We start from the raw sequence: 17,594 nt of genomic DNA, 5'->3' as shown, positions 1-17,594 counted from the left end.
CGCACAGCGGTAGGAACCTTGGGACATGTTCCCTATAATGCGCGGTTCTTTGAATCACGTGATGACTCTGTCCATGGCCAAGAAGCTTTACATCGAAACCCACGGTTGTCAGATGAACGAGTACGACAGCTCGCGCATGGTCGACTTGCTGGGCGAACACCAGGCCCTGGAAGTCACCGCCCGCGCTGAAGACGCCGACGTGATCCTGCTCAACACCTGCTCCATTCGCGAGCGCGCCCAGGACCGGGTGTATTCCCAGTTAGGCCGCTGGCGTGAACTGAAACTCGCCAACCCGGACATGGTGATCGCCGTCGGCGGTTGCGTGGCCAGTCAGGAAGGCGCAGCCATTCGTGATCGCGCGCCGTATGTCGACGTGGTCTTCGGCCCGCAAACCTTGCACCGCCTGCCGGAAATGATCGACGCCGCACGCGCCACCAAGCTGCCGCAAGTTGACGTCTCGTTCCCGGAAATCGAAAAGTTCGACCATTTGCCCGAACCGCGCATCGATGGCCCAAGCGCTTATGTGTCGGTGATGGAAGGCTGCAGCAAGTACTGCACCTTCTGCGTGGTGCCGTACACCCGTGGCGAAGAAGTCAGCCGGCCGTTCGACGATGTGATTGCCGAGATCATCCACCTGGCTGAAAACGGCGTGCGCGAAGTGACACTGCTGGGTCAGAACGTCAACGGTTATCGCGGCACCACGCATGACGGTCGCCTCGCCGATCTGGCCGAGCTGATTCGTGTCGTGGCCGCCGTCGATGGCATCGACCGGATTCGCTACACCACGTCGCACCCGCTGGAGTTCTCCGACAGCCTGATCCAGGCCCACGCCGATGTGCCGGAACTGGTCAAACACCTGCATTTGCCGGTGCAGTCGGGTTCGGACCGAATTCTCTCGGCGATGAAGCGCAACCACACCGCGCTGGAATACAAATCCAAACTGCGCAAGCTGCGGGCCGCCGTGCCGGGCATTTGCATCAGTTCGGACTTCATCGTCGGCTTCCCGGGCGAGACCGAAAAAGACTTCGAACAAACCATGAAGCTGATCGAAGACGTCGGTTTCGACTTCTCCTACTCGTTCGTCTACAGCCAGCGCCCGGGCACCCCGGCGGCCGACCTGGTCGACGAGACGCCGGAAGCGTTGAAGAAAGAGCGCCTGAACGCCCTGCAACATCGCCTGAACCAGCAAGGTTTCGAAATCAGCCGACAAATGGTCGGTTCGATCCAGCGGATCCTGGTCACCGATTACTCGAAAAAAGACCCCGGCGAACTGCAAGGCCGGACCGAGAATAACCGTATCGTCAACTTCCGCTGCGACACGCCAACCTTGATTGGCCAATTCGCCGACGTGCACATCGATGCCGCACAACCGCACTCGCTGCGGGGCTCGCTGATCCAGTAACACTGAGTAACCCTGTGGTAGCGAGCCTGCTCGCTCCCATAGGGGTCCGTGTTTGAGGCTGGAATATTAAGAGCTTTCGCACCCAGCCCACTGGCGTTATCCTTGATTTCATCTTAATTGCCCCAGGGCGGCTAAATACGACCTTGAACGCACCCATAGAACCGCATCGTTTCATCCTCGAGCCCTTTGAGGCTCGCCGCTTCGCCAATCTGTGCGGGCAATTCGACGAGCATTTACGCTTGATCGAACAGCGCCTGACGATCGAGATCCGCAACCGCGGAAACCAGTTCGAATTGATCGGCGAACCTAAACACACCACCTCCGCGGAAAACCTCCTGCGCCGTCTGTACCGGGAAACCAAGGGTACCGAGCTGTCGCCGGACATGGTTCACCTGTTCCTGCAGGAATCGGCCGTCGAGGAACTGGACAACGTCTCCCCCTCCGAACCTTCCGTCGCATTGCGCACCAAGAAAGGCATGATTCGCCCTCGAGGCTTGAATCAGCTGCGCTATGTGAAAGAAATTCTCGGTAATGACATCAACTTCGGCATCGGCCCTGCCGGTACCGGCAAGACGTATCTGGCCGTGGCTTGCGCCGTAGACGCGCTGGAACGCGAGCAGATTCGTCGCATCCTGCTGGTTCGTCCAGCGGTTGAAGCCGGCGAGAAGCTCGGCTTCCTGCCCGGCGATTTGTCGCAGAAGATCGACCCGTACCTGCGCCCGCTCTATGACGCGCTCTACGAAATGCTCGGCTTCGAACACGTCGCCAAGCTGATCGAGCGCCAGGTCATCGAAGTGGCACCGCTGGCTTACATGCGCGGTCGCACGCTGAACAACAGTTTCATTATTCTCGACGAGAGCCAGAACACCACCGTCGAGCAAATGAAGATGTTCCTGACCCGTATCGGCTTTGGCTCCACCGCGGTCATCACCGGTGACATTACCCAGGTCGACCTGCCGAAAGGCACCAAGTCCGGGCTGCACCATGTGATCGAGGTGCTCAAGGACGTGCCGGGCATCAGCTTCACCCATTTCATGCCCAAGGACGTTGTGCGCCATCCACTGGTGCAGCGCATTGTCGAAGCCTACGAGCGCTTCGAAAATCGCGTGACCGAAGAAGCACCCAAGGACAACCGCCGCGATGCTTGAGCTTGATCTGCAACTGGCTACACAAGCGTCCGCCCCCAGCGAAGCCGAGTTCCGCCAATGGTGCGAACTCGCCCTGCGCCAGCGCACTGCCGACTCCGAAATGACCATCCGCCTGGTCGACGAAGCAGAAGGCCGCGAGCTGAATCACACCTGGCGGCAAAAGGATTACGCCACTAACGTTCTGTCGTTCCCCGCCGACGTGCCCGACGAGTTCCTTGATATCCCGCTGCTGGGCGATCTGGTGATCTGCGTGGCCGTGGTCGAGCGTGAAGCCGCCGAACAAGGCAAGGAATTGAAGGCCCACTGGGCTCATCTGGTCATTCACGGCTGCTTGCATCTGTTGGGTTACGACCATATAGATGACGACGAAGCCGAAGAAATGGAAGCACTGGAACGAACGTTGCTTGCAGAGTTGGGTTATCCCGACCCGTATGCGGACGACGAAACCGAAACATCCCCTATCGTTACAACAAAGGATTCAGAGTAATCGCTATGAGCGAAGATCGATCGAGCAACGGGCAGAAGTCTTGGCTGGGTAAGCTCACCCAGGCTTTTGCCCACGAGCCGAAAAACCGTCAGGAGCTGCTGGAGCTCCTGCGCGATGCACACCAGAACAAACTGTTGGACAGCGAAGCGCTGGCCATCGTCGAAGGCGCCATCCAGGTTGCAGACCTGCAAGTACGGGACATCATGGTCCCGCGCTCGCAAATGGTCAGCATCAAGGCGACCCAGACCCCTCGCGAGTTTCTGCCCGCCGTGGTTGACTCGGCCCACTCCCGCTACCCGGTGATCGGCGAAAGCCACGATGACGTGATGGGCGTGTTGCTGGCCAAGGACTTGCTGCCGTTGATCCTCAAGGAGAACGGCGACAGCTTCAACATCAAGGACCTGCTGCGCCCGGCCACGTTCGTGCCCGAGTCCAAGCGTCTGAATGTGCTGCTGCGCGAATTTCGCGCCAACCACAACCACATGGCCATCGTCATTGACGAATACGGCGGCGTGGCTGGCCTGGTGACCATCGAAGACGTGCTGGAACAAATCGTCGGCGACATCGAAGACGAGCACGACGTAGAGGAAGACAGCTACATCAAGCCGTTGCCCAGCGGTGACTTCCTGATCAAGGCCCTGACACCGATCGAAAACTTCAATGAGTTTTTCGACAGCGAATTCTCCGACGATGAGTTCGATACCGTCGGCGGCCTGGTGATGAGCGCGTTCGGGCACTTGCCCAAACGCAACGAGATCACTGAAATCGGCCCTTATCGCTTCCGCATCCTGAACGCCGACAGCCGTCGGATTCATCTGCTGCGCCTGACTCCAATTGCCCGTTAAGGACTGACATGCACCGTCTCACCCGTCCCGGCTGGCCCGGTAATCTGCTGGCCGTGGCGGCCGGTGCACTCACCACCCTGGCGCTGGCGCCGTTCGATATCTGGCCACTGGCATTGCTGGCGGTCGGCTTCTTTTACGCCGGTTTGCGCGAACTGAGCCCACGTCAGGCCCTGGGCCGTGGCTGGTGTTTCGGTTTTGGCCTGTTCGGCGCCGGCACCAGCTGGATCTACTACAGCATTCACAACTTCGGTGGCGCCTCGGTGTTGCTGGCGGGCTTGCTGATGCTGGCGTTCACCGCAGCGATTGCCTGGTTCTTTGCCCTGCCGGCCTGGATTTGGGCGCGCTGGCTACGTCGCAACGAAGCACCGCTGGCAGATGCCTTGGCGTTTGCAGCGTTGTGGGTCGGCCAGGAGGCATTTCGCGGCTGGTTCCTCACCGGTTTCCCGTGGCTCTATTCCGGCTACAGTCAGCTTAACGGTCCATTGGCCGGGCTCGCGCCATTAGGCGGAATGTGGTTGATTTCCTTCACTCTCGCCCTGACGGCCGCACTGATCTACAACGCGTTGCGACTGGTGCGCACCGGGCGTAAAGGGTTTATTGCAGCGGGCGCGTTGTTGCTGGTCGGCCCGTGGGTGGCCGGCCTGGCCCTGAAAGAACATGCCTGGACCAGCCCGGCGGGCCCTGCGCTCAGCGTCGCGGCGATTCAAGGCAACATCGAACAAAGCATGAAGTGGGACCCGGCGCAGCTCAACGCGCAATTGGAGCTGTACCGCGACATGAGCTTCAGCTCCAAACGCGTCGACCTGCTGATCTGGCCCGAAACCGCCGTACCGGTGCTCAAGTCGTCCGCCGAGGGCTACCTGACCATGATGGGCAACTTCGCCGCCGAGCGTAATTCGGCGTTGATTACCGGCGTACCGATCCGTCAGGAAGTGCGTCACGAGAAACGCTTCTTCAACGGTATTACAGTCGTCGGCGAAGGCGATGGCACTTACCTCAAGCAAAAACTGGTGCCGTTCGGCGAATACGTGCCGTTGCAGGATGTACTGCGCGGACTGATCGCGTTCTTCGACCTGCCGATGTCCGATTTCGCCCGTGGACCGGCCGACCAGCCGATGTTGCAGGCCAAGGGGTATCAGGTTGCGCCGTTCATTTGCTACGAAGTGGTCTACCCGGAATTCGCCGCCAGCCTTGCAGCGCGCAGTGATTTGCTGCTGACCATCAGTAACGACACCTGGTTCGGCACCTCCATCGGCCCACTGCAACATTTGCAGATGGCACAGATGCGCGCACTGGAGGCGGGCCGATGGATGATCCGCGCCACCAACAATGGCGTATCCGGGCTGATTAACCCGTTTGGCCAGATTACCGCGCAGATCCCGCAGTTCGAACGCGGCATCCTCTACGGCGAAGTGGTGCCGATGCACAACCTGACGCCGTACCTGCAATGGCGCTCGTGGCCGTTGATCATCGTTTGCGTGTTGTTGTTTGGTTGGGCGTTGATTGCTAGCCGGATGGCAAAAACCGTCTGACCCCATCTGATCGTTCTCACGCTCAGCGTGGGAACGATCATCAGCGATAGAAAAGCGAATACCCGACCTGTCCCACCGCCTCGTTCATCAATTGTCCGGATTGCCAGATCGACTTGAATTCCGGCATCCAGCCGCCCAGCGGTCGGGCATTGTCGACGCCTAAAAAGCCCACCGGCGCAGGCACAACGTCAAACCCTGCCTTCTGGAAACTCCAGACAGACCGCGGCATGTGCCAGGCCTGGGTCACGACCACTACCCGCTTGATACCCTGAGGCAACAACACCTCGGCACTGAACTTCGCGTTCTCCCACGTCGTGAGGCTACGCCCTTCCTGCCAGCGTACCGTCACGCCAAAATCATCGAGCAGCGAGTCCGCCATCAACTTCGCTTCGGTGGGTGGCGTACCGTAATGCAGGCCACCGCTGGTCAGCACAGGCAAACCGGAAGCTTTGGCCAGACGCGCCGCATATCGCTCACGCTCCAACCCTATGCCAGTCGGCTGGTCGGTGCCCCAGGCAATGTCGCCGCGCTCACGCCCGGAACCCAACACCACGATGGCGTCCGCGCGCTGGCCCAGGGTCGCCCATTCGTCGCGTGACAACGGCGGATCACGCTCAAGCGCTTTGGCACTCCACTGCACTACCACGGGCAAGCTCATCAACCAGAAACCACCGACACCCAGAACAAAGCACGCACCCGCAAGCCTTGGCCTTGAGCGGCGCAACCACCACGCAAGGACCAAAAGCAGCAAAAGAATACCGGGAGGTAACAGCAGTTGTTTCACAAAATATCGAAAAGGCATCGAGCATCTCCAGAGATGCCCGAAGCCTAAGTGGGTTGACGCAATGCGACAACAGATATGGAAGGACTATGCTTCAAAAGAGTAAAAAAGAAGCCGGGCCATGACCTCAAGTGCCCTTACTTGAATTGCAGAGACCGGACCTTTACCGCGTCCCTGCCGGGTACTTTGTCCTTGAGCCAGATGATTTTGGCCGAACGTGGTGCATCGAGTTGCTTCACTGCTGCTGACAAGCATCCGTGTGTTTCACGTTCACAGCGATCCAGATAGGCTTTGACCAATTCAAACTCTGCGGGGCTAAGGCCGCGCAGTTCCAGCTCCAGGGGACGCTCATCGCGCAGCCGGCCAGCAGTTTTTGCAGCGTCCAGGGCCATTCCCAAACGATCGATCAGTCTTTCGTACAGTTCCGGTTTTGTGGCTTTTTGCTGTGATTCAACCATCCCTCACCTCATTGAAGATAAGACTCACTCCCCATTTAGAGCTTAGCTTCCATGAACAAACCGGCTGAACACTGCGACCAACGGCCCTCGCAGCCGTTTTTGCGAGACGCGCGAGCGTAATCAGGGTTTCCCTCGGTAGAGTGCGGTCATGTATGCTACGGCGCTTCCTGTAACTCCACTTCCAGCTCGTCTGGGCACCGAAACGCCGATTTGGCGTGCTCACCGTCCAGCGTCGCATTGAAGAGGATTAGGCCACCCCTATTCAGTTCAAAAGTAGCCATGCACGAACAATATCAGCCCCGTGAAATCGAAGCCGCCGCCCAGTCGTTCTGGGACGAGCAAAAGTCCTTTGAAGTCAGTGAACAGCCAGGCAAGGAGACTTTCTACTGCCTGTCGATGTTCCCTTACCCCAGCGGCAAGCTACACATGGGGCACGTGCGCAACTACACCATCGGCGACGTGATCTCCCGCTACCAGCGCATGCAAGGCAAGAACGTTCTGCAACCCATGGGTTGGGACGCCTTCGGCATGCCGGCGGAAAACGCCGCGATGAAGAACAACGCAGCGCCCGCCAAGTGGACCTACGAAAACATCGCCTACATGAAAACCCAGCTGCGCAGCCTGGGCCTGGCGGTGGACTGGTCCCGCGAAGTGACCACCTGCAAGCCGGATTACTACCGTTGGGAACAATGGCTGTTCACTCGCCTGTTCGAAAAAGGAGTGATCTACAAGAAAAGCGGCACCGTGAACTGGGACCCGGTCGACCAGACCGTTCTGGCCAACGAGCAGGTAATCGACGGTCGCGGCTGGCGTTCCGGCGCGCTGATCGAAAAGCGCGAAATCCCGATGTACTACTTCAAGATCACCGCGTACGCGGATGAGCTGCTGGAGAGTCTCGACGAACTGACGGGCTGGCCTGAACAGGTCAAGACCATGCAGCGCAACTGGATCGGCAAGTCCCGCGGCATGGAAGTGCAGTTCCCGTACAACGTCGATTCCATCGGCCAAGCCGGCGCGCTGAAAGTATTCACCACCCGTCCGGACACCCTGATGGGTGCGACCTACGTTGCCGTGGCCGCCGAACACCCGCTGGCCACCCTGGCCGCGCAGAACAGTCCTGAGCTGCAAGCGTTCATCGCTGAATGCAAGGGCGGCAGCGTCGCTGAAGCCGACGTCGCCACCCAGGAGAAGAAAGGCCTGCCGACCTCGCTGTTCGTCGAGCACCCGCTGACCGGCGAGAAACTGCCGGTGTGGGTCGCCAACTATGTGCTGATGCATTACGGCGATGGCGCGGTCATGGCTGTCCCGGCGCACGACGAACGTGATTTCGAGTTCGCCACCAAGTACAACCTGCCGATCAAGTCCGTGGTGCGCACAAGCTCGGGTGACACCAACCCGGCTCCGTGGCAGGACGCGTATGGCGAGCACGGCACGCTGATCAATTCCGGCGAGTTCGACGGCCTCGATTTCGCCGGCGCGTTTGACGCCATTGAAGTCGCGCTGATCAAGAAAAACCTTGGTGCCTCGCGCACCCAGTTCCGTCTGCGTGACTGGGGTATCAGCCGCCAGCGCTATTGGGGTTGCCCGATCCCGATCATCCACTGCACTAGCTGCGGTGACGTGCCGGTGCCGGAAGACCAGTTGCCTGTTGTGCTGCCAGAAGACGTCGTACCCGACGGCGCCGGTTCGCCACTGGCTCGCATGCCCGAGTTCTACGAGTGCAGCTGCCCTAAATGTGGCCAGCCTGCCAAGCGTGAAACCGACACCATGGACACCTTCGTCGAGTCCTCGTGGTACTACGCCCGCTACGCCTCGCCCCACTATGAAGGCGGCCTGGTGGAAAAATCCGCGGCCGACCATTGGTTGCCGGTGGATCAGTACATCGGCGGTATCGAACACGCCATTCTTCACCTGCTGTACGCGCGCTTCTTCCACAAGCTGATGCGTGACGAAGGCCTGGTGAGCTCCAACGAGCCGTTCAAGAACCTGCTGACCCAAGGCATGGTGATCGCCGAGACGTACTATCGCCGTGAGGCCAATGGCGCCTACACCTGGTTCAACCCGGCGGACGTGGAACTCGAGCGTGACAGCAAGGCCAAGGTCATCAGCGCCAAGCTGATCGCGGACGGCCTGCCGGTGGAAATCGGCGGCACCGAGAAGATGGCCAAGTCGAAGAACAACGGCGTTGACCCACAGTCGATGATTGACCAGTTCGGCGCCGACACCTGCCGCCTGTTCATGATGTTCGCCTCGCCACCCGACATGAGCGCGGAATGGTCCGACTCGGGCGTGGAAGGTTCGCACCGCTTCCTCAAGCGCGTCTGGCGCCTGGCTCAAGCCCACGTCACTCAGGGCCTGCCGGGCAAACTGGACGTCGCCGGCCTGAACGACGAACAGAAAGTCATTCGCCGCTCGATCCACCAGGCGATCAAGCAAGCCAGCCACGACGTCGGCCAGAACCACAAATTCAACACGGCCATCGCCCAGGTGATGACGCTGATGAACGTGCTGGAAAAAGCCCCGCAAGGCACCGAACAGGATCGCGCACTGGTTCAGGAAGGTCTGGAAACCGTGACGCTGCTACTGGCGCCAATCACCCCGCACATCAGCCACGAGCTGTGGAATCGACTGGGTCACGCTGCCCCGGTGATCGACGCCGCCTGGCCGGTGCTGGACGAGAACGCATTGGTGCAGGACAGCCTGACGCTGGTCATCCAGGTCAACGGCAAGCTGCGCGGTCAGATCGAAATGCCGGCCAGCGCAACGCGCGAAGAAGTCGAAGCCGCGGCCCGTATCAACGAGAACGTGCTGCGCTTTGTCGACGGCCTGACTATTCGCAAAGTGATCGTCGTGCCCGGGAAACTGGTCAACATCGTCGCCAGCTAATTGGATCAGGCGCCGGGCCATGCCCGGCGCCGAGTAAAACCTTTCGGGCCGCAAGATCGGCCCACATGGTTTCAAGGGGAGCAACAAAATGATCAAACGCAATCTGCTGGTGATGGGCCTTGCGGTCCTGTTGAGCGCCTGCGGTTTCCAGCTGCGCGGCACCGGCACCACTGAACTGGCGATCAAGGAACTCGACCTGAGCGCCCGTAACGCCTACGGCGAGACCGTGAAGCAAATGCGTCAGGTGCTGGAAGGCAGTGGCGTCAAGGTCTACACCGGCGCACCTTACAAGCTGGTGCTGACCAATGAGCAGGAAAGCCAGCGCATCATCAGCTACGCAGGTGGCGGCCATACTGGCGAGTATCAGATCACCACTGTTCTGAACTACGACATTCGTGGCGCACATGATCTGCAACTGATCAGCGACAAGCTCGAAGTGCAAAAGATCTTCATGCATGACGGCAACAACCTGGCGGGGTCCGACCAGGACGCCGACACTGCCCGTGCAGAAACTCGTCGCGAGCTGATTCAGCGCATGATGCTGCGCCTGCAACAGATCACCCCGACCCAATTGGATCAGCTGCAGCAGACCGCCGAAGCCAAGGCCAAGGCCGAAGCCCAGGCGCTGGAAGCCGCACAGAAGGCTGAAGCGAATACTCCGCGCCAGTCGCCTGTCCAGATCCCGCAACAGTAAGACTTTCGGGGCGCTCCGGCGCCCCGATGGCCCTTTCTTATGAAACTCGCCCCCGCCCAACTCGGTAAACACCTGCAAGGTGCCCTCGCGCCGGTCTACATCATCAGCGGCGATGACCCGTTGCTGTGTCAGGAAGCGGCCGATGCCATTCGTGCCGCCGCCCGCCAACAAGGCTTCGATGAACGCCAGGTCTTCGCCGCCGACGCCAGTTTCGACTGGGGCACGTTGTTGCAGGCGGGTGCGAGCATGTCATTGTTCGCCGAAAAGCGCCTGCTGGAACTGCGCCTGCCCTCCGGCAAACCCGGCGACAAGGGCGCTGCCGCCTTCATCGAATACTGCTCGCGCCCGGCCGAAGACACGATATTGCTGATCAGCTTGCCCAAGCTCGATGGCAGTGCGCAGAAGACCAAGTGGGGCAAGGCGCTGGTCGAAGGTCAGCACACGCAGTTTGTGCAAATCTGGCCGGTGGATGCCAACCAGCTGCCAAGCTGGATTCGCCAGCGTCTGTCTCAAGCCGGGTTGTCGGCCAGCCAGGACGCGGTCGAACTGATTGCCGCGCGCGTCGAGGGCAACCTGCTCGCCGCCGCGCAGGAAATCGAAAAGCTCAAATTGATGGCCGAAGGTGGGCAGATCACCGTCGAAACCGTACAGGCCGCTGTGGCCGACAGTGCACGTTTCGATGTATTCGGTCTGACCGATGCCATCCTGAATGGCGAGGCGGCCCACGCGTTGCGCATGCTTGAAGGACTGCGCGGTGAAGGTGTCGAACCTCCGGTCATTCTCTGGGCGCTGGCCCGGGAACTGCGTCTGCTGGCCAACCTGTCGTTGCAATACAGCCAGGGCGTGCCACTGGACAAAGCCTTCAGCTCAGCCCGCCCACCGGTCTGGGACAAACGAAAACCCTTGATGAGCAAAGCCCTGCAACGTTACTCGGCGCAACGCTGGGCGCAGTTGTTGCTGGAAGCGCAGCGCATTGACGCGCAGATCAAGGGTCAGGCGGCCGGCTCGCCGTGGATGAGCCTTAGTCGATTGTCATTGTTGATGGCCGGTCAACGCCTGACATTGCCCGCCGAATAAACGCACCCTTGTAGCAGGCTTCGCCAGCTGGTACAGGTTTTGCGATCGGCGAAAGGTCCTACAACCTGTGGGGACTAGACAGAACCCCAACTTCAGCCGATGATTTGCCCTGCAAAAACCACTCACTCGCGAGAATCATCATGAGCAAAAAGCCATCAAAGCATGGCCCGAACAAGGCCAAATCCATTATCGCCCAGCCACTGTTCCGCAGCCGTCAGGAGCGAGCCGGCAAGGGCAAAGGCAGCTACCGCCGCGAAGCCTTCCAGTCTAATAGCTGGGAGGCTTCTTACTTTCTGGCTGCGTAAAGCAGAACACCCCTTCGACATGTTAAGGTCTGTACCTGATTCGTATCTTCTGGACCTGTGCATGCCCCTTCGTCTTTCCCGTCGTTGGCCCGTTCGCCAACTGATCGCTGCCTCCAGCCTCATTTTGCTTGTCGCCTGCGCGGAAAAACCAACCGCCGCCGACGCCCAGCCACTGCAAACCCTTCCCGTCGCGACAGCCCCTGCGGTCATTCCGCCCGTGGTGCCGGCCGGAGAAAACCTCGACATCCAGCCCACCCAGACGTTCGCCGAATGGCAAGCAGGTTTCCGCAAAGATGCACTGACCGCCGGTATCCGCGCCGATCTGTTCGACCACGCCTTTGCCAATGTCAGTTTCGACCCCAGCGTAATCCGTGCGGATCGCAGCCAACCGGAATTTTCCCGTCCAGTGTGGGAATACCTCGACGGCGCCCTTTCTCCACTGCGAGTACGTAAAGGCCAAGCGCTGATCAGCGAAAACGCGGCCCTCCTGCAAAGCATCGAACAGCGTTATGGCGTCGACCGCCAGGCACTCGTGTCGGTGTGGGGCATGGAAAGTAACTTCGGTCAGTTCCAGGGCAGCAAGTCGGTCATCAACTCCCTGGCGACCCTGGCGTACGAAGGCCGGCGCCCCGGCTTTGCCCACGATCAATTGATCGCCGCCCTGCAAATCCTGCAACAAGGGGATATCACACCCGATAAGATGCTCGGTTCCTGGGCCGGCGCCATGGGCCAGACCCAATTCATCCCGACGACTTACAACACCCACGCTGTCGACTTCGATGGTGACGGTCGCCGTGACATCTGGAACAGCCCCGCCGACGCCCTGGCCTCGACCGCGCATTACCTGCAAAGCTCCGGCTGGCAGAACGGCCAGCCGTGGGGCTTTGAAGTGCAACTGCCAAGCAGTTTCAACTACGTCCTGGCCGATGGCACAATTCGCAAAAGCGTCGCCGAATGGTTGCAACTGGGGGTTTCTCTGCCCGCTGGCGCTCGGATTCCGCCAGGCTCGGAACACCTCTCCGCAGCCCTGCTGCTGCCGGCCGGTTACCGTGGCCCGGCATTCCTGGTGCTCGACAACTTCCGCGCGATTCTCAAGTACAACAATTCGTCGTCCTATGCGTTGGCGGTGAGTCTGTTGTCCGAACGCTTCAATGGTTCGGGGCTGATCAGCGGCACCTGGCCGAAAGATGATTTGCCGTTGAGCCGTACCGAGCGCATGGAATTGCAGAGCCTGTTGAGTGCCCAGAACTACGACGCGGGCATCCCGGATGGCATTATCGGCGCCAATACACGCAAAGCGATCCGCAGTGCACAGCAGTCGTTTGGCTGGCCGGCGGATGGATATCCGACGCACAAGTTGCTGGAAGGTTTGCGTAACCGCTAGAAGCATCGTCGGAACGCCGCCCGGAACAAGCCGTCGCTCCCACATTGGTTCTGTGTACGACACAAAACCTGTGGGAGCGACGGCGCGACGATTCGACTTGCTCGCGATGACGGACTATCAGGCGACGAAGCTCTAAGCCTTGACCACCACATCCTGCTCCAGCACCAACTCCTTCTTCCCCGCATCCAATCGAACCAAAGCCCCCATCGGCAACGTCAGGTTCGGATCACAATGCCCGCTACGCCAACCAGCCAGCACCGGAATCCGCAACGGCTCGAAGGTCTGCTTGAGCAACCGCTCCAGCGCGACCGCATCAACCCCCGCCACATCCCCTACCAAAACCCCGCGCAGCTTGCCCAGCGCACCCGCCAACCGCAAATGGGTCAGCAGCCGGTCTATGCGATACAGCGGCTCGTTGACGTCCTCGATCAACAGGATCACGCCCTCGGCTTCCAATTCGTAGGGCGTGCCCATGGTCGCGGCAATCATCGACAGGTTACCGCCAAGCAAACGCCCGTGAGCGATGCCTGGCTCAATCGTGGTCAACGGCCAGGCCACCGGGTGCGAAATGACGCTACCGGCCTTCACCTGGCCTCTGAGCATGTTGAAAAACGATGACTCGGTAGGTTTCTGCTTGTCGCCCAGCAGATCGGCATTGAGCAACGGACCATGGAAGGTCACGAAACCGGCATAACGACTGATCGCCAGATGCAGCGCCGTGATGTCGCTGTAGCCGATGAACGGTTTGGCGTTGTTTTGCAGCAGTTCGAAATCGATACGGTCAAGCAAACGCGGCGTGCCATAACCACCGCGCAGGCAGATGATGGCATCCACCTCGGGATCCGCGAACGCCGCGTGCAGATCATTGAGCCGCACCTCGTCACTGCCGGCCAGATAACCCTCCTTCTCGTACACCCCGGGAAATACCCGCAGCGCATAGCCGCGAGCGCGCATCCAGGCGATGGCCTTGTCAGTGTCCAGCCCGGCTGGGCCGGCGGGTGCAATCACGCCGATCAACCCTTCCAACGGCAAGGCTGGAACAGGTTTATGCGGATACAGCGTGTGGGTCGGTCGAACGGTCATCCATGAATCTCCCTGCGCGAAAATCTTCAGCACACAGTAGTCAGGAACGGGGACAAACAGAAGAGGCTCAGTCGCCCGCCGGTTACAGGAAAAAACACTGGCTGGCGCTGGCCAGGCAAAAAAACGCCCGCAAGGCCTGAAAAGCCATGCGGGCGCCTTTTATGTCATCGCCAAATTACAGGGACGAGATCAGCTCGGCTTTGACCAGCTTCGCCTGCTCATCGGCATGGTACGAGGAACGTACCAGCGGGCCGGAAGCGACGTTCTTGAAGCCCATCTTGTAACCTTCCTCGGCGAACCAGGCAAAGGTGTCCGGGTGCACAAAACGCTGCACCGGCAAGTGGCTGCGGGACGGTTGCAGGTACTGGCCCAGAGTCAGCATGTCGATGTCGTGTTCGCGCATGCGCTTCATGACTTCGATGACTTCTTCGTCGGTTTCGCCCAGGCCCAGCATCAGGCCGGACTTGGTTGGAATGTGCGGCATCATCTGCTTGAAGCGTTGCAGCAGGGTCAGCGACCACTGGTAATCCGACCCCGGACGCGCAGCCTTGTACAGGCGCGGCACGGTTTCCAGGTTGTGGTTGAACACATCTGGCGGCTCGGCCGCGGTGATTTCCAGCGCCACGTCCATACGGCCACGGTAATCCGGGACCAGGGTTTCGAGCTGCACGTTAGGCGACAGCTTGCGGATCTCGCGGATGCAGTCGGCAAAGTGCTGGGCACCACCGTCACGCAGGTCGTCGCGATCAACCGAGGTGATCACCACGTACTTGAGTTTCAGGTCGGCGATGGCGATGGCCAGGCTTTGCGGCTCATTGACGTCCAGTGGTTTCGGACGGCCGTGGCCGACGTCGCAGAACGGGCAGCGACGGGTGCAGATGTCGCCCATGATCATGAACGTCGCGGTGCCGCCGGAGAAGCACTCGCCCAGGTTCGGGCAGGACGCTTCTTCGCACACGCTGTGCAGCTTGTGTTTGCGCAGCAGGGCCTTGATGCGGTCGACTTCCGGGGAAACCGGGATGCGCACGCGAATCCAGTCGGGTTTCTTCGGCAGTTCGGTGGTCGGAATGATCTTCACCGGGATACGTGCAACCTTCTCGGCGCCGCGCAGCTTGACGCCGGCTTCAACCTTGGCACGCGGGGCCGGACGCTCGGTGACATCGAGCGTCGGGATCATGGTTTGCACTGCATCAGTAGTCATATCAGTCGATTCCGCCCGTTAGGGTCGTCTGCTCAGCATAGTCGAGGTGTTTGACGAGCTGCGCGCGCAGCCGGGCACTTACCTCGGCAAATTCAATCGGTCCTGCGTGATCGCTCAGCTGGGTCATCGCCAGCCCGGCGTAGCCGCAGGGATTAATTCGTCGAAACGGTTCCAGGTTCATGTCCACGTTCAGGGCAAGGCCATGAAAGGAACAACCGTGGCGGATCCGCAGCCCCAGGGACGCGATTTTCGCCCCGTCGACATAGACACCCGGTGCGTCCGGCTTGGCGGCGGCAGTGACGCCGTAACTCGCCAGCAGTTCGATCAGGCACAGTTCCATGCGGGTGACCAGGTCACGCACACCAAACCCGAGTTTGCGTACGTCCAGCAGCAGATAAGCCACCAGTTGGCCGGGCCCGTGATAAGTCACCTGCCCGCCCCGGTCGACCTGTACCACCGGAATATCTCCCGGCAGCAACAAGTGCTCGGCCTTGCCAGCCTGCCCCTGGGTAAACACTGGCGGGTGCTCGACCAGCCAGATTTCGTCGGCAGCCTCGGTGCCGCGTTCGTTGGTGAAGCGTTGCATGGCATGCCAGACCGGCTCGTAAGCCATCTGGCCGAGCTCACGAAAGCCCAGCGTGCCAGACATCACAACACCATGTGCACGAAGCCGGTAGCCCGCAGTTCGCTGTTGATGTTGTACAGCTGGTCCTGATCGGTGGCGACGATGTGCAACTGAATCGTGGTGTATTTGCCATTGGTGCTTTGACGCTCGTCGATGCGGTCATCATTGATGGTCGCATGCTTCTTGACGATGTCGATAATCTTGTCTTTGTTGCCCACGCCAGTATCGCTGATCACCTTAACCGGGTAATCAACGTTGGGAAATTCGATCTTTGGCGCCTTTACTTCGGTATCGGTCATGGCGTAACGGCCTCGTAAGCGTAAGCCGTGGCGACGGGCATGACCCCGCGCCGGATCAGCGCGAAGTCATGCAGGTGCACACTGTATTCAGTTGAAGATGCTGTAGAAGAATAGACGGATGCTATCCCACATGCGGCGGAAGATACCACCTTCCTCGACAGCGTCCAGAGCGATCAGGTCGGCGCTGTGCACCACTTTGTCGTCCAGTTTCACTTCGACTTTACCGATCACGTCGCCCTTGGCGATTGGCGCAACCAGTTGCGGGTTCATGGTCATGCTGGCGGCGAGCTTTTTCAGCTGGCCTTTTGGCAGGGTCATGGTCAGGTCTTCAGCCAGGCCGGCTTTGACTTGATTGGTCGCGCCTTTCCAGACAGGAGCCTGAGCCAGCTCGGCGCCTTTCTGATAGAAGGTCTGGGTTTCGAAGAAGCGGAAACCGTAAGTCAGCAGTTTCTGGGTTTCGGCGGCGCGAGCCACTTCGCTGTTGGTGCCGAACACCACGGCGATCAGGCGCATGCCATCACGTACGGCCGAAGACACCATGCAGTAGCCGGCTTCGTCGGTGTGACCGGTCTTCAGACCGTCGACCGTCTTGTCGCGCCACAGCAGCAGGTTGCGGTTAGGCTGCTTGATGCCGTTCCAGAAGAACTCTTTCTGCGAGTAGATCGCGTAGTGAGCAGGGTCTTCGTGGATGATCGCGCGAGCCAGCACGGCCATGTCGTGAGCCGACGAGTAGTGCTCAGGGTTTGGCAGACCGGTCGGGTTCATGAAGTGGGTGTTGGTCATGCCCAGGTCAGCCACGGTTTTGTTCATCACGTCGGCGAAAGCGTCTTCGCTGCCGGCGATGTGCTCGGAGAGCGCAACACTGGCGTCGTTACCCGACTGGATGATGATGCCGTGCAGCAGGTCGCTGACGGTGACCTGCGAGCCCACCTTGATGAACATCCGCGAACCGCCGGTACGCCAGGCGTTTTCGCTGACGGTCACCGGGTCGTTTTCGCCGATCTGGCCACGACGGATTTCCAGGGTCGCGATGTACGCGGTCATCAGCTTGGTCAGGCTGGCCGGCGGCAGACGCTGATCACCATTGTTCTCGACCAGCACGTTGCCGCTGCTGGCATCCATGAGCACATAGGCCTTGGCGGCCAGTTGTGGGGGTGATGGCATCACCTCGACCGCGAACGCGGCGGGCGAGAGGAGCAGCGGGACTAACAGGAACAGGCGTTTGGCAAAGGTGGTGATGTTCATCCGTCTCTCGAAATCGCTAATGGAAACTGCCCAGGGGCAAAACTATTCAGACAACCTTCAGGCTTTGTCCAAAACTGCCTGCGCGACGATCATGCGGCGTTAAAAACAGCCTCGGAATGCTCATGTAGGTCCCCTACACTCC

Annotated in this window: 17 protein-coding genes; 10 read left to right on the top strand and 7 right to left on the bottom strand. The window is 59.9% G+C overall.

Features of this window, described 5'->3' with window-relative positions:
- Positions 1-73: 73 nt before the first annotated feature.
- The 5 genes from miaB (at position 74) to lnt (ending at position 5,414) form a co-directional block, all read left to right on the top strand.
- A complete protein-coding gene (miaB, locus tag SB725_RS20455; protein WP_032833561.1) occupies positions 74-1,402 on the top strand; it encodes a tRNA (N6-isopentenyl adenosine(37)-C2)-methylthiotransferase MiaB in 1,329 nt (442 codons plus the stop codon).
- 143 nt (positions 1,403-1,545) lie between these two features.
- Positions 1,546-2,550, top strand: coding sequence for a PhoH family protein (locus SB725_RS20450; RefSeq protein ID WP_027924281.1), 1,005 nt, complete (start codon positions 1,546-1,548; stop codon positions 2,548-2,550).
- Positions 2,543-3,037 (top strand): rRNA maturation RNase YbeY, encoded by a 495-nt coding sequence (gene ybeY / locus SB725_RS20445; protein WP_027924282.1) that lies wholly within the window; start codon positions 2,543-2,545, stop codon positions 3,035-3,037. Before SB725_RS20450 ends, ybeY begins: the two co-directional genes overlap by 8 nt.
- A 5-nt stretch (positions 3,038-3,042) precedes the next feature.
- Complete coding sequence (locus SB725_RS20440) at positions 3,043-3,882, top strand: HlyC/CorC family transporter (RefSeq protein WP_027924283.1); 840 nt, start codon at positions 3,043-3,045, stop codon at positions 3,880-3,882.
- Between the two features lie 8 nt (positions 3,883-3,890).
- Complete coding sequence (lnt, locus tag SB725_RS20435) at positions 3,891-5,414, top strand: apolipoprotein N-acyltransferase (RefSeq protein WP_059182105.1); 1,524 nt, start codon at positions 3,891-3,893, stop codon at positions 5,412-5,414.
- Positions 5,415-5,454: 40 nt separating this feature from the next.
- Here the strand turns inward: lnt and SB725_RS20430 are convergent, their stop codons facing one another.
- The gene (locus tag SB725_RS20430; RefSeq protein ID WP_027924285.1) at positions 5,455-6,216 is read right to left on the bottom strand and encodes a YdcF family protein; all 762 of its coding nucleotides are present in this window, start codon (positions 6,214-6,216) and stop codon (positions 5,455-5,457) included.
- A gap of 116 nt (positions 6,217-6,332) precedes the next feature.
- Positions 6,333-6,653 carry a hypothetical protein gene (locus SB725_RS20425; protein ID WP_027924286.1) on the bottom strand — a complete coding sequence of 107 codons (321 nt, stop codon included), beginning with the start codon at positions 6,651-6,653 and terminating at the stop codon, positions 6,333-6,335.
- A 279-nt stretch (positions 6,654-6,932) separates the two neighbouring features.
- On the opposite strand from SB725_RS20425, the gene leuS reads away from it, so the two are divergent.
- The 5 genes from leuS (at position 6,933) to SB725_RS20400 (ending at position 12,999) form a co-directional block, all read left to right on the top strand.
- Complete coding sequence (gene leuS, locus SB725_RS20420; protein ID WP_410922523.1) at positions 6,933-9,539, top strand: leucine--tRNA ligase; 2,607 nt, start codon at positions 6,933-6,935, stop codon at positions 9,537-9,539.
- An 88-nt stretch (positions 9,540-9,627) separates the two neighbouring features.
- Positions 9,628-10,233, top strand: a complete 606-nt coding sequence (lptE, locus tag SB725_RS20415; RefSeq protein WP_027924288.1) for an LPS assembly lipoprotein LptE — start codon at positions 9,628-9,630, stop codon at positions 10,231-10,233.
- Positions 10,234-10,272: 39 nt separating this feature from the next.
- Entirely contained in the window at positions 10,273-11,310 is a 1,038-nt protein-coding gene (gene holA / locus SB725_RS20410) for a DNA polymerase III subunit delta (RefSeq protein WP_027924289.1), read from the top strand.
- A gap of 140 nt (positions 11,311-11,450) precedes the next feature.
- The gene (arfA, locus tag SB725_RS20405; RefSeq protein ID WP_003176285.1) at positions 11,451-11,615 is read left to right on the top strand and encodes an alternative ribosome rescue factor ArfA; all 165 of its coding nucleotides are present in this window, start codon (positions 11,451-11,453) and stop codon (positions 11,613-11,615) included.
- 61 nt (positions 11,616-11,676) lie between these two features.
- Positions 11,677-12,999 carry a lytic murein transglycosylase gene (locus tag SB725_RS20400; protein ID WP_027924290.1) on the top strand — a complete coding sequence of 441 codons (1,323 nt, stop codon included), beginning with the start codon at positions 11,677-11,679 and terminating at the stop codon, positions 12,997-12,999.
- Positions 13,000-13,131: 132 nt separating this feature from the next.
- Here SB725_RS20400 and SB725_RS20395 read toward each other — a convergent pair whose 3' ends face one another.
- The 5 genes from SB725_RS20395 to SB725_RS20375 all read right to left on the bottom strand — a co-directional run bounded on the left by SB725_RS20395 (position 13,132) and on the right by SB725_RS20375 (position 17,452).
- The gene (locus SB725_RS20395) at positions 13,132-14,082 is read right to left on the bottom strand and encodes an LD-carboxypeptidase (protein WP_027924291.1); all 951 of its coding nucleotides are present in this window, start codon (positions 14,080-14,082) and stop codon (positions 13,132-13,134) included.
- 175 nt (positions 14,083-14,257) lie between these two features.
- A complete protein-coding gene (lipA, locus tag SB725_RS20390; RefSeq protein ID WP_027924292.1) occupies positions 14,258-15,283 on the bottom strand; it encodes a lipoyl synthase in 1,026 nt (341 codons plus the stop codon).
- Between the two features lies 1 nt (position 15,284).
- Entirely contained in the window at positions 15,285-15,932 is a 648-nt protein-coding gene (lipB, locus tag SB725_RS20385) for a lipoyl(octanoyl) transferase LipB (protein WP_027924293.1), read from the bottom strand.
- The gene (locus tag SB725_RS20380; RefSeq protein WP_027924294.1) at positions 15,932-16,207 is read right to left on the bottom strand and encodes a DUF493 domain-containing protein; all 276 of its coding nucleotides are present in this window, start codon (positions 16,205-16,207) and stop codon (positions 15,932-15,934) included. The genes lipB and SB725_RS20380 overlap by 1 nt, the downstream gene beginning before the upstream one ends.
- An 87-nt stretch (positions 16,208-16,294) precedes the next feature.
- Positions 16,295-17,452: a D-alanyl-D-alanine carboxypeptidase family protein gene (locus SB725_RS20375; RefSeq protein ID WP_027924295.1), complete on the bottom strand. Its 1,158-nt coding sequence runs from the start codon at positions 17,450-17,452 to the stop codon at positions 16,295-16,297.
- Between the last annotated feature and the right edge of the window lie 142 nt (positions 17,453-17,594).

Source organism: Pseudomonas sp. SIMBA_041 (assembly GCF_046535095.1).
Lineage (GTDB): Bacteria > Pseudomonadota > Gammaproteobacteria > Pseudomonadales > Pseudomonadaceae > Aquipseudomonas > Aquipseudomonas mucoides.
This window is presented reverse-complemented; position numbering and strand designations above follow the sequence as displayed.

What these genes read in the sequence shown, in the direction of transcription:
- miaB (WP_032833561.1), top strand. Translation starts at nt 74, where the DNA reads ATGGCCAAGAAGCTTTACATCGAAACCCACGGTTGTCAGATGAACGAG.
- holA (WP_027924289.1), top strand. Translation starts at nt 10,273, where the DNA reads ATGAAACTCGCCCCCGCCCAACTCGGTAAACACCTGCAAGGTGCCCTC.
- ybeY (WP_027924282.1), top strand. Translation starts at nt 2,543, where the DNA reads ATGCTTGAGCTTGATCTGCAACTGGCTACACAAGCGTCCGCCCCCAGC.
- SB725_RS20400 (WP_027924290.1), top strand. Translation starts at nt 11,677, where the DNA reads ATGCCCCTTCGTCTTTCCCGTCGTTGGCCCGTTCGCCAACTGATCGCT.
- SB725_RS20440 (WP_027924283.1), top strand. Translation starts at nt 3,043, where the DNA reads ATGAGCGAAGATCGATCGAGCAACGGGCAGAAGTCTTGGCTGGGTAAG.
- SB725_RS20430 (WP_027924285.1), bottom strand. Translation starts at nt 6,216, where the DNA reads ATGCCTTTTCGATATTTTGTGAAACAACTGCTGTTACCTCCCGGTATT.
- SB725_RS20395 (WP_027924291.1), bottom strand. Translation starts at nt 14,082, where the DNA reads ATGACCGTTCGACCGACCCACACGCTGTATCCGCATAAACCTGTTCCA.
- SB725_RS20380 (WP_027924294.1), bottom strand. Translation starts at nt 16,207, where the DNA reads ATGACCGATACCGAAGTAAAGGCGCCAAAGATCGAATTTCCCAACGTT.
- lnt (WP_059182105.1), top strand. Translation starts at nt 3,891, where the DNA reads ATGCACCGTCTCACCCGTCCCGGCTGGCCCGGTAATCTGCTGGCCGTG.
- lptE (WP_027924288.1), top strand. Translation starts at nt 9,628, where the DNA reads ATGATCAAACGCAATCTGCTGGTGATGGGCCTTGCGGTCCTGTTGAGC.
- SB725_RS20425 (WP_027924286.1), bottom strand. Translation starts at nt 6,653, where the DNA reads ATGGTTGAATCACAGCAAAAAGCCACAAAACCGGAACTGTACGAAAGA.
- arfA (WP_003176285.1), top strand. Translation starts at nt 11,451, where the DNA reads ATGAGCAAAAAGCCATCAAAGCATGGCCCGAACAAGGCCAAATCCATT.
- lipB (WP_027924293.1), bottom strand. Translation starts at nt 15,932, where the DNA reads ATGTCTGGCACGCTGGGCTTTCGTGAGCTCGGCCAGATGGCTTACGAG.
- SB725_RS20375 (WP_027924295.1), bottom strand. Translation starts at nt 17,452, where the DNA reads ATGAACATCACCACCTTTGCCAAACGCCTGTTCCTGTTAGTCCCGCTG.
- lipA (WP_027924292.1), bottom strand. Translation starts at nt 15,283, where the DNA reads ATGACTACTGATGCAGTGCAAACCATGATCCCGACGCTCGATGTCACC.
- leuS (WP_410922523.1), top strand. Translation starts at nt 6,933, where the DNA reads ATGCACGAACAATATCAGCCCCGTGAAATCGAAGCCGCCGCCCAGTCG.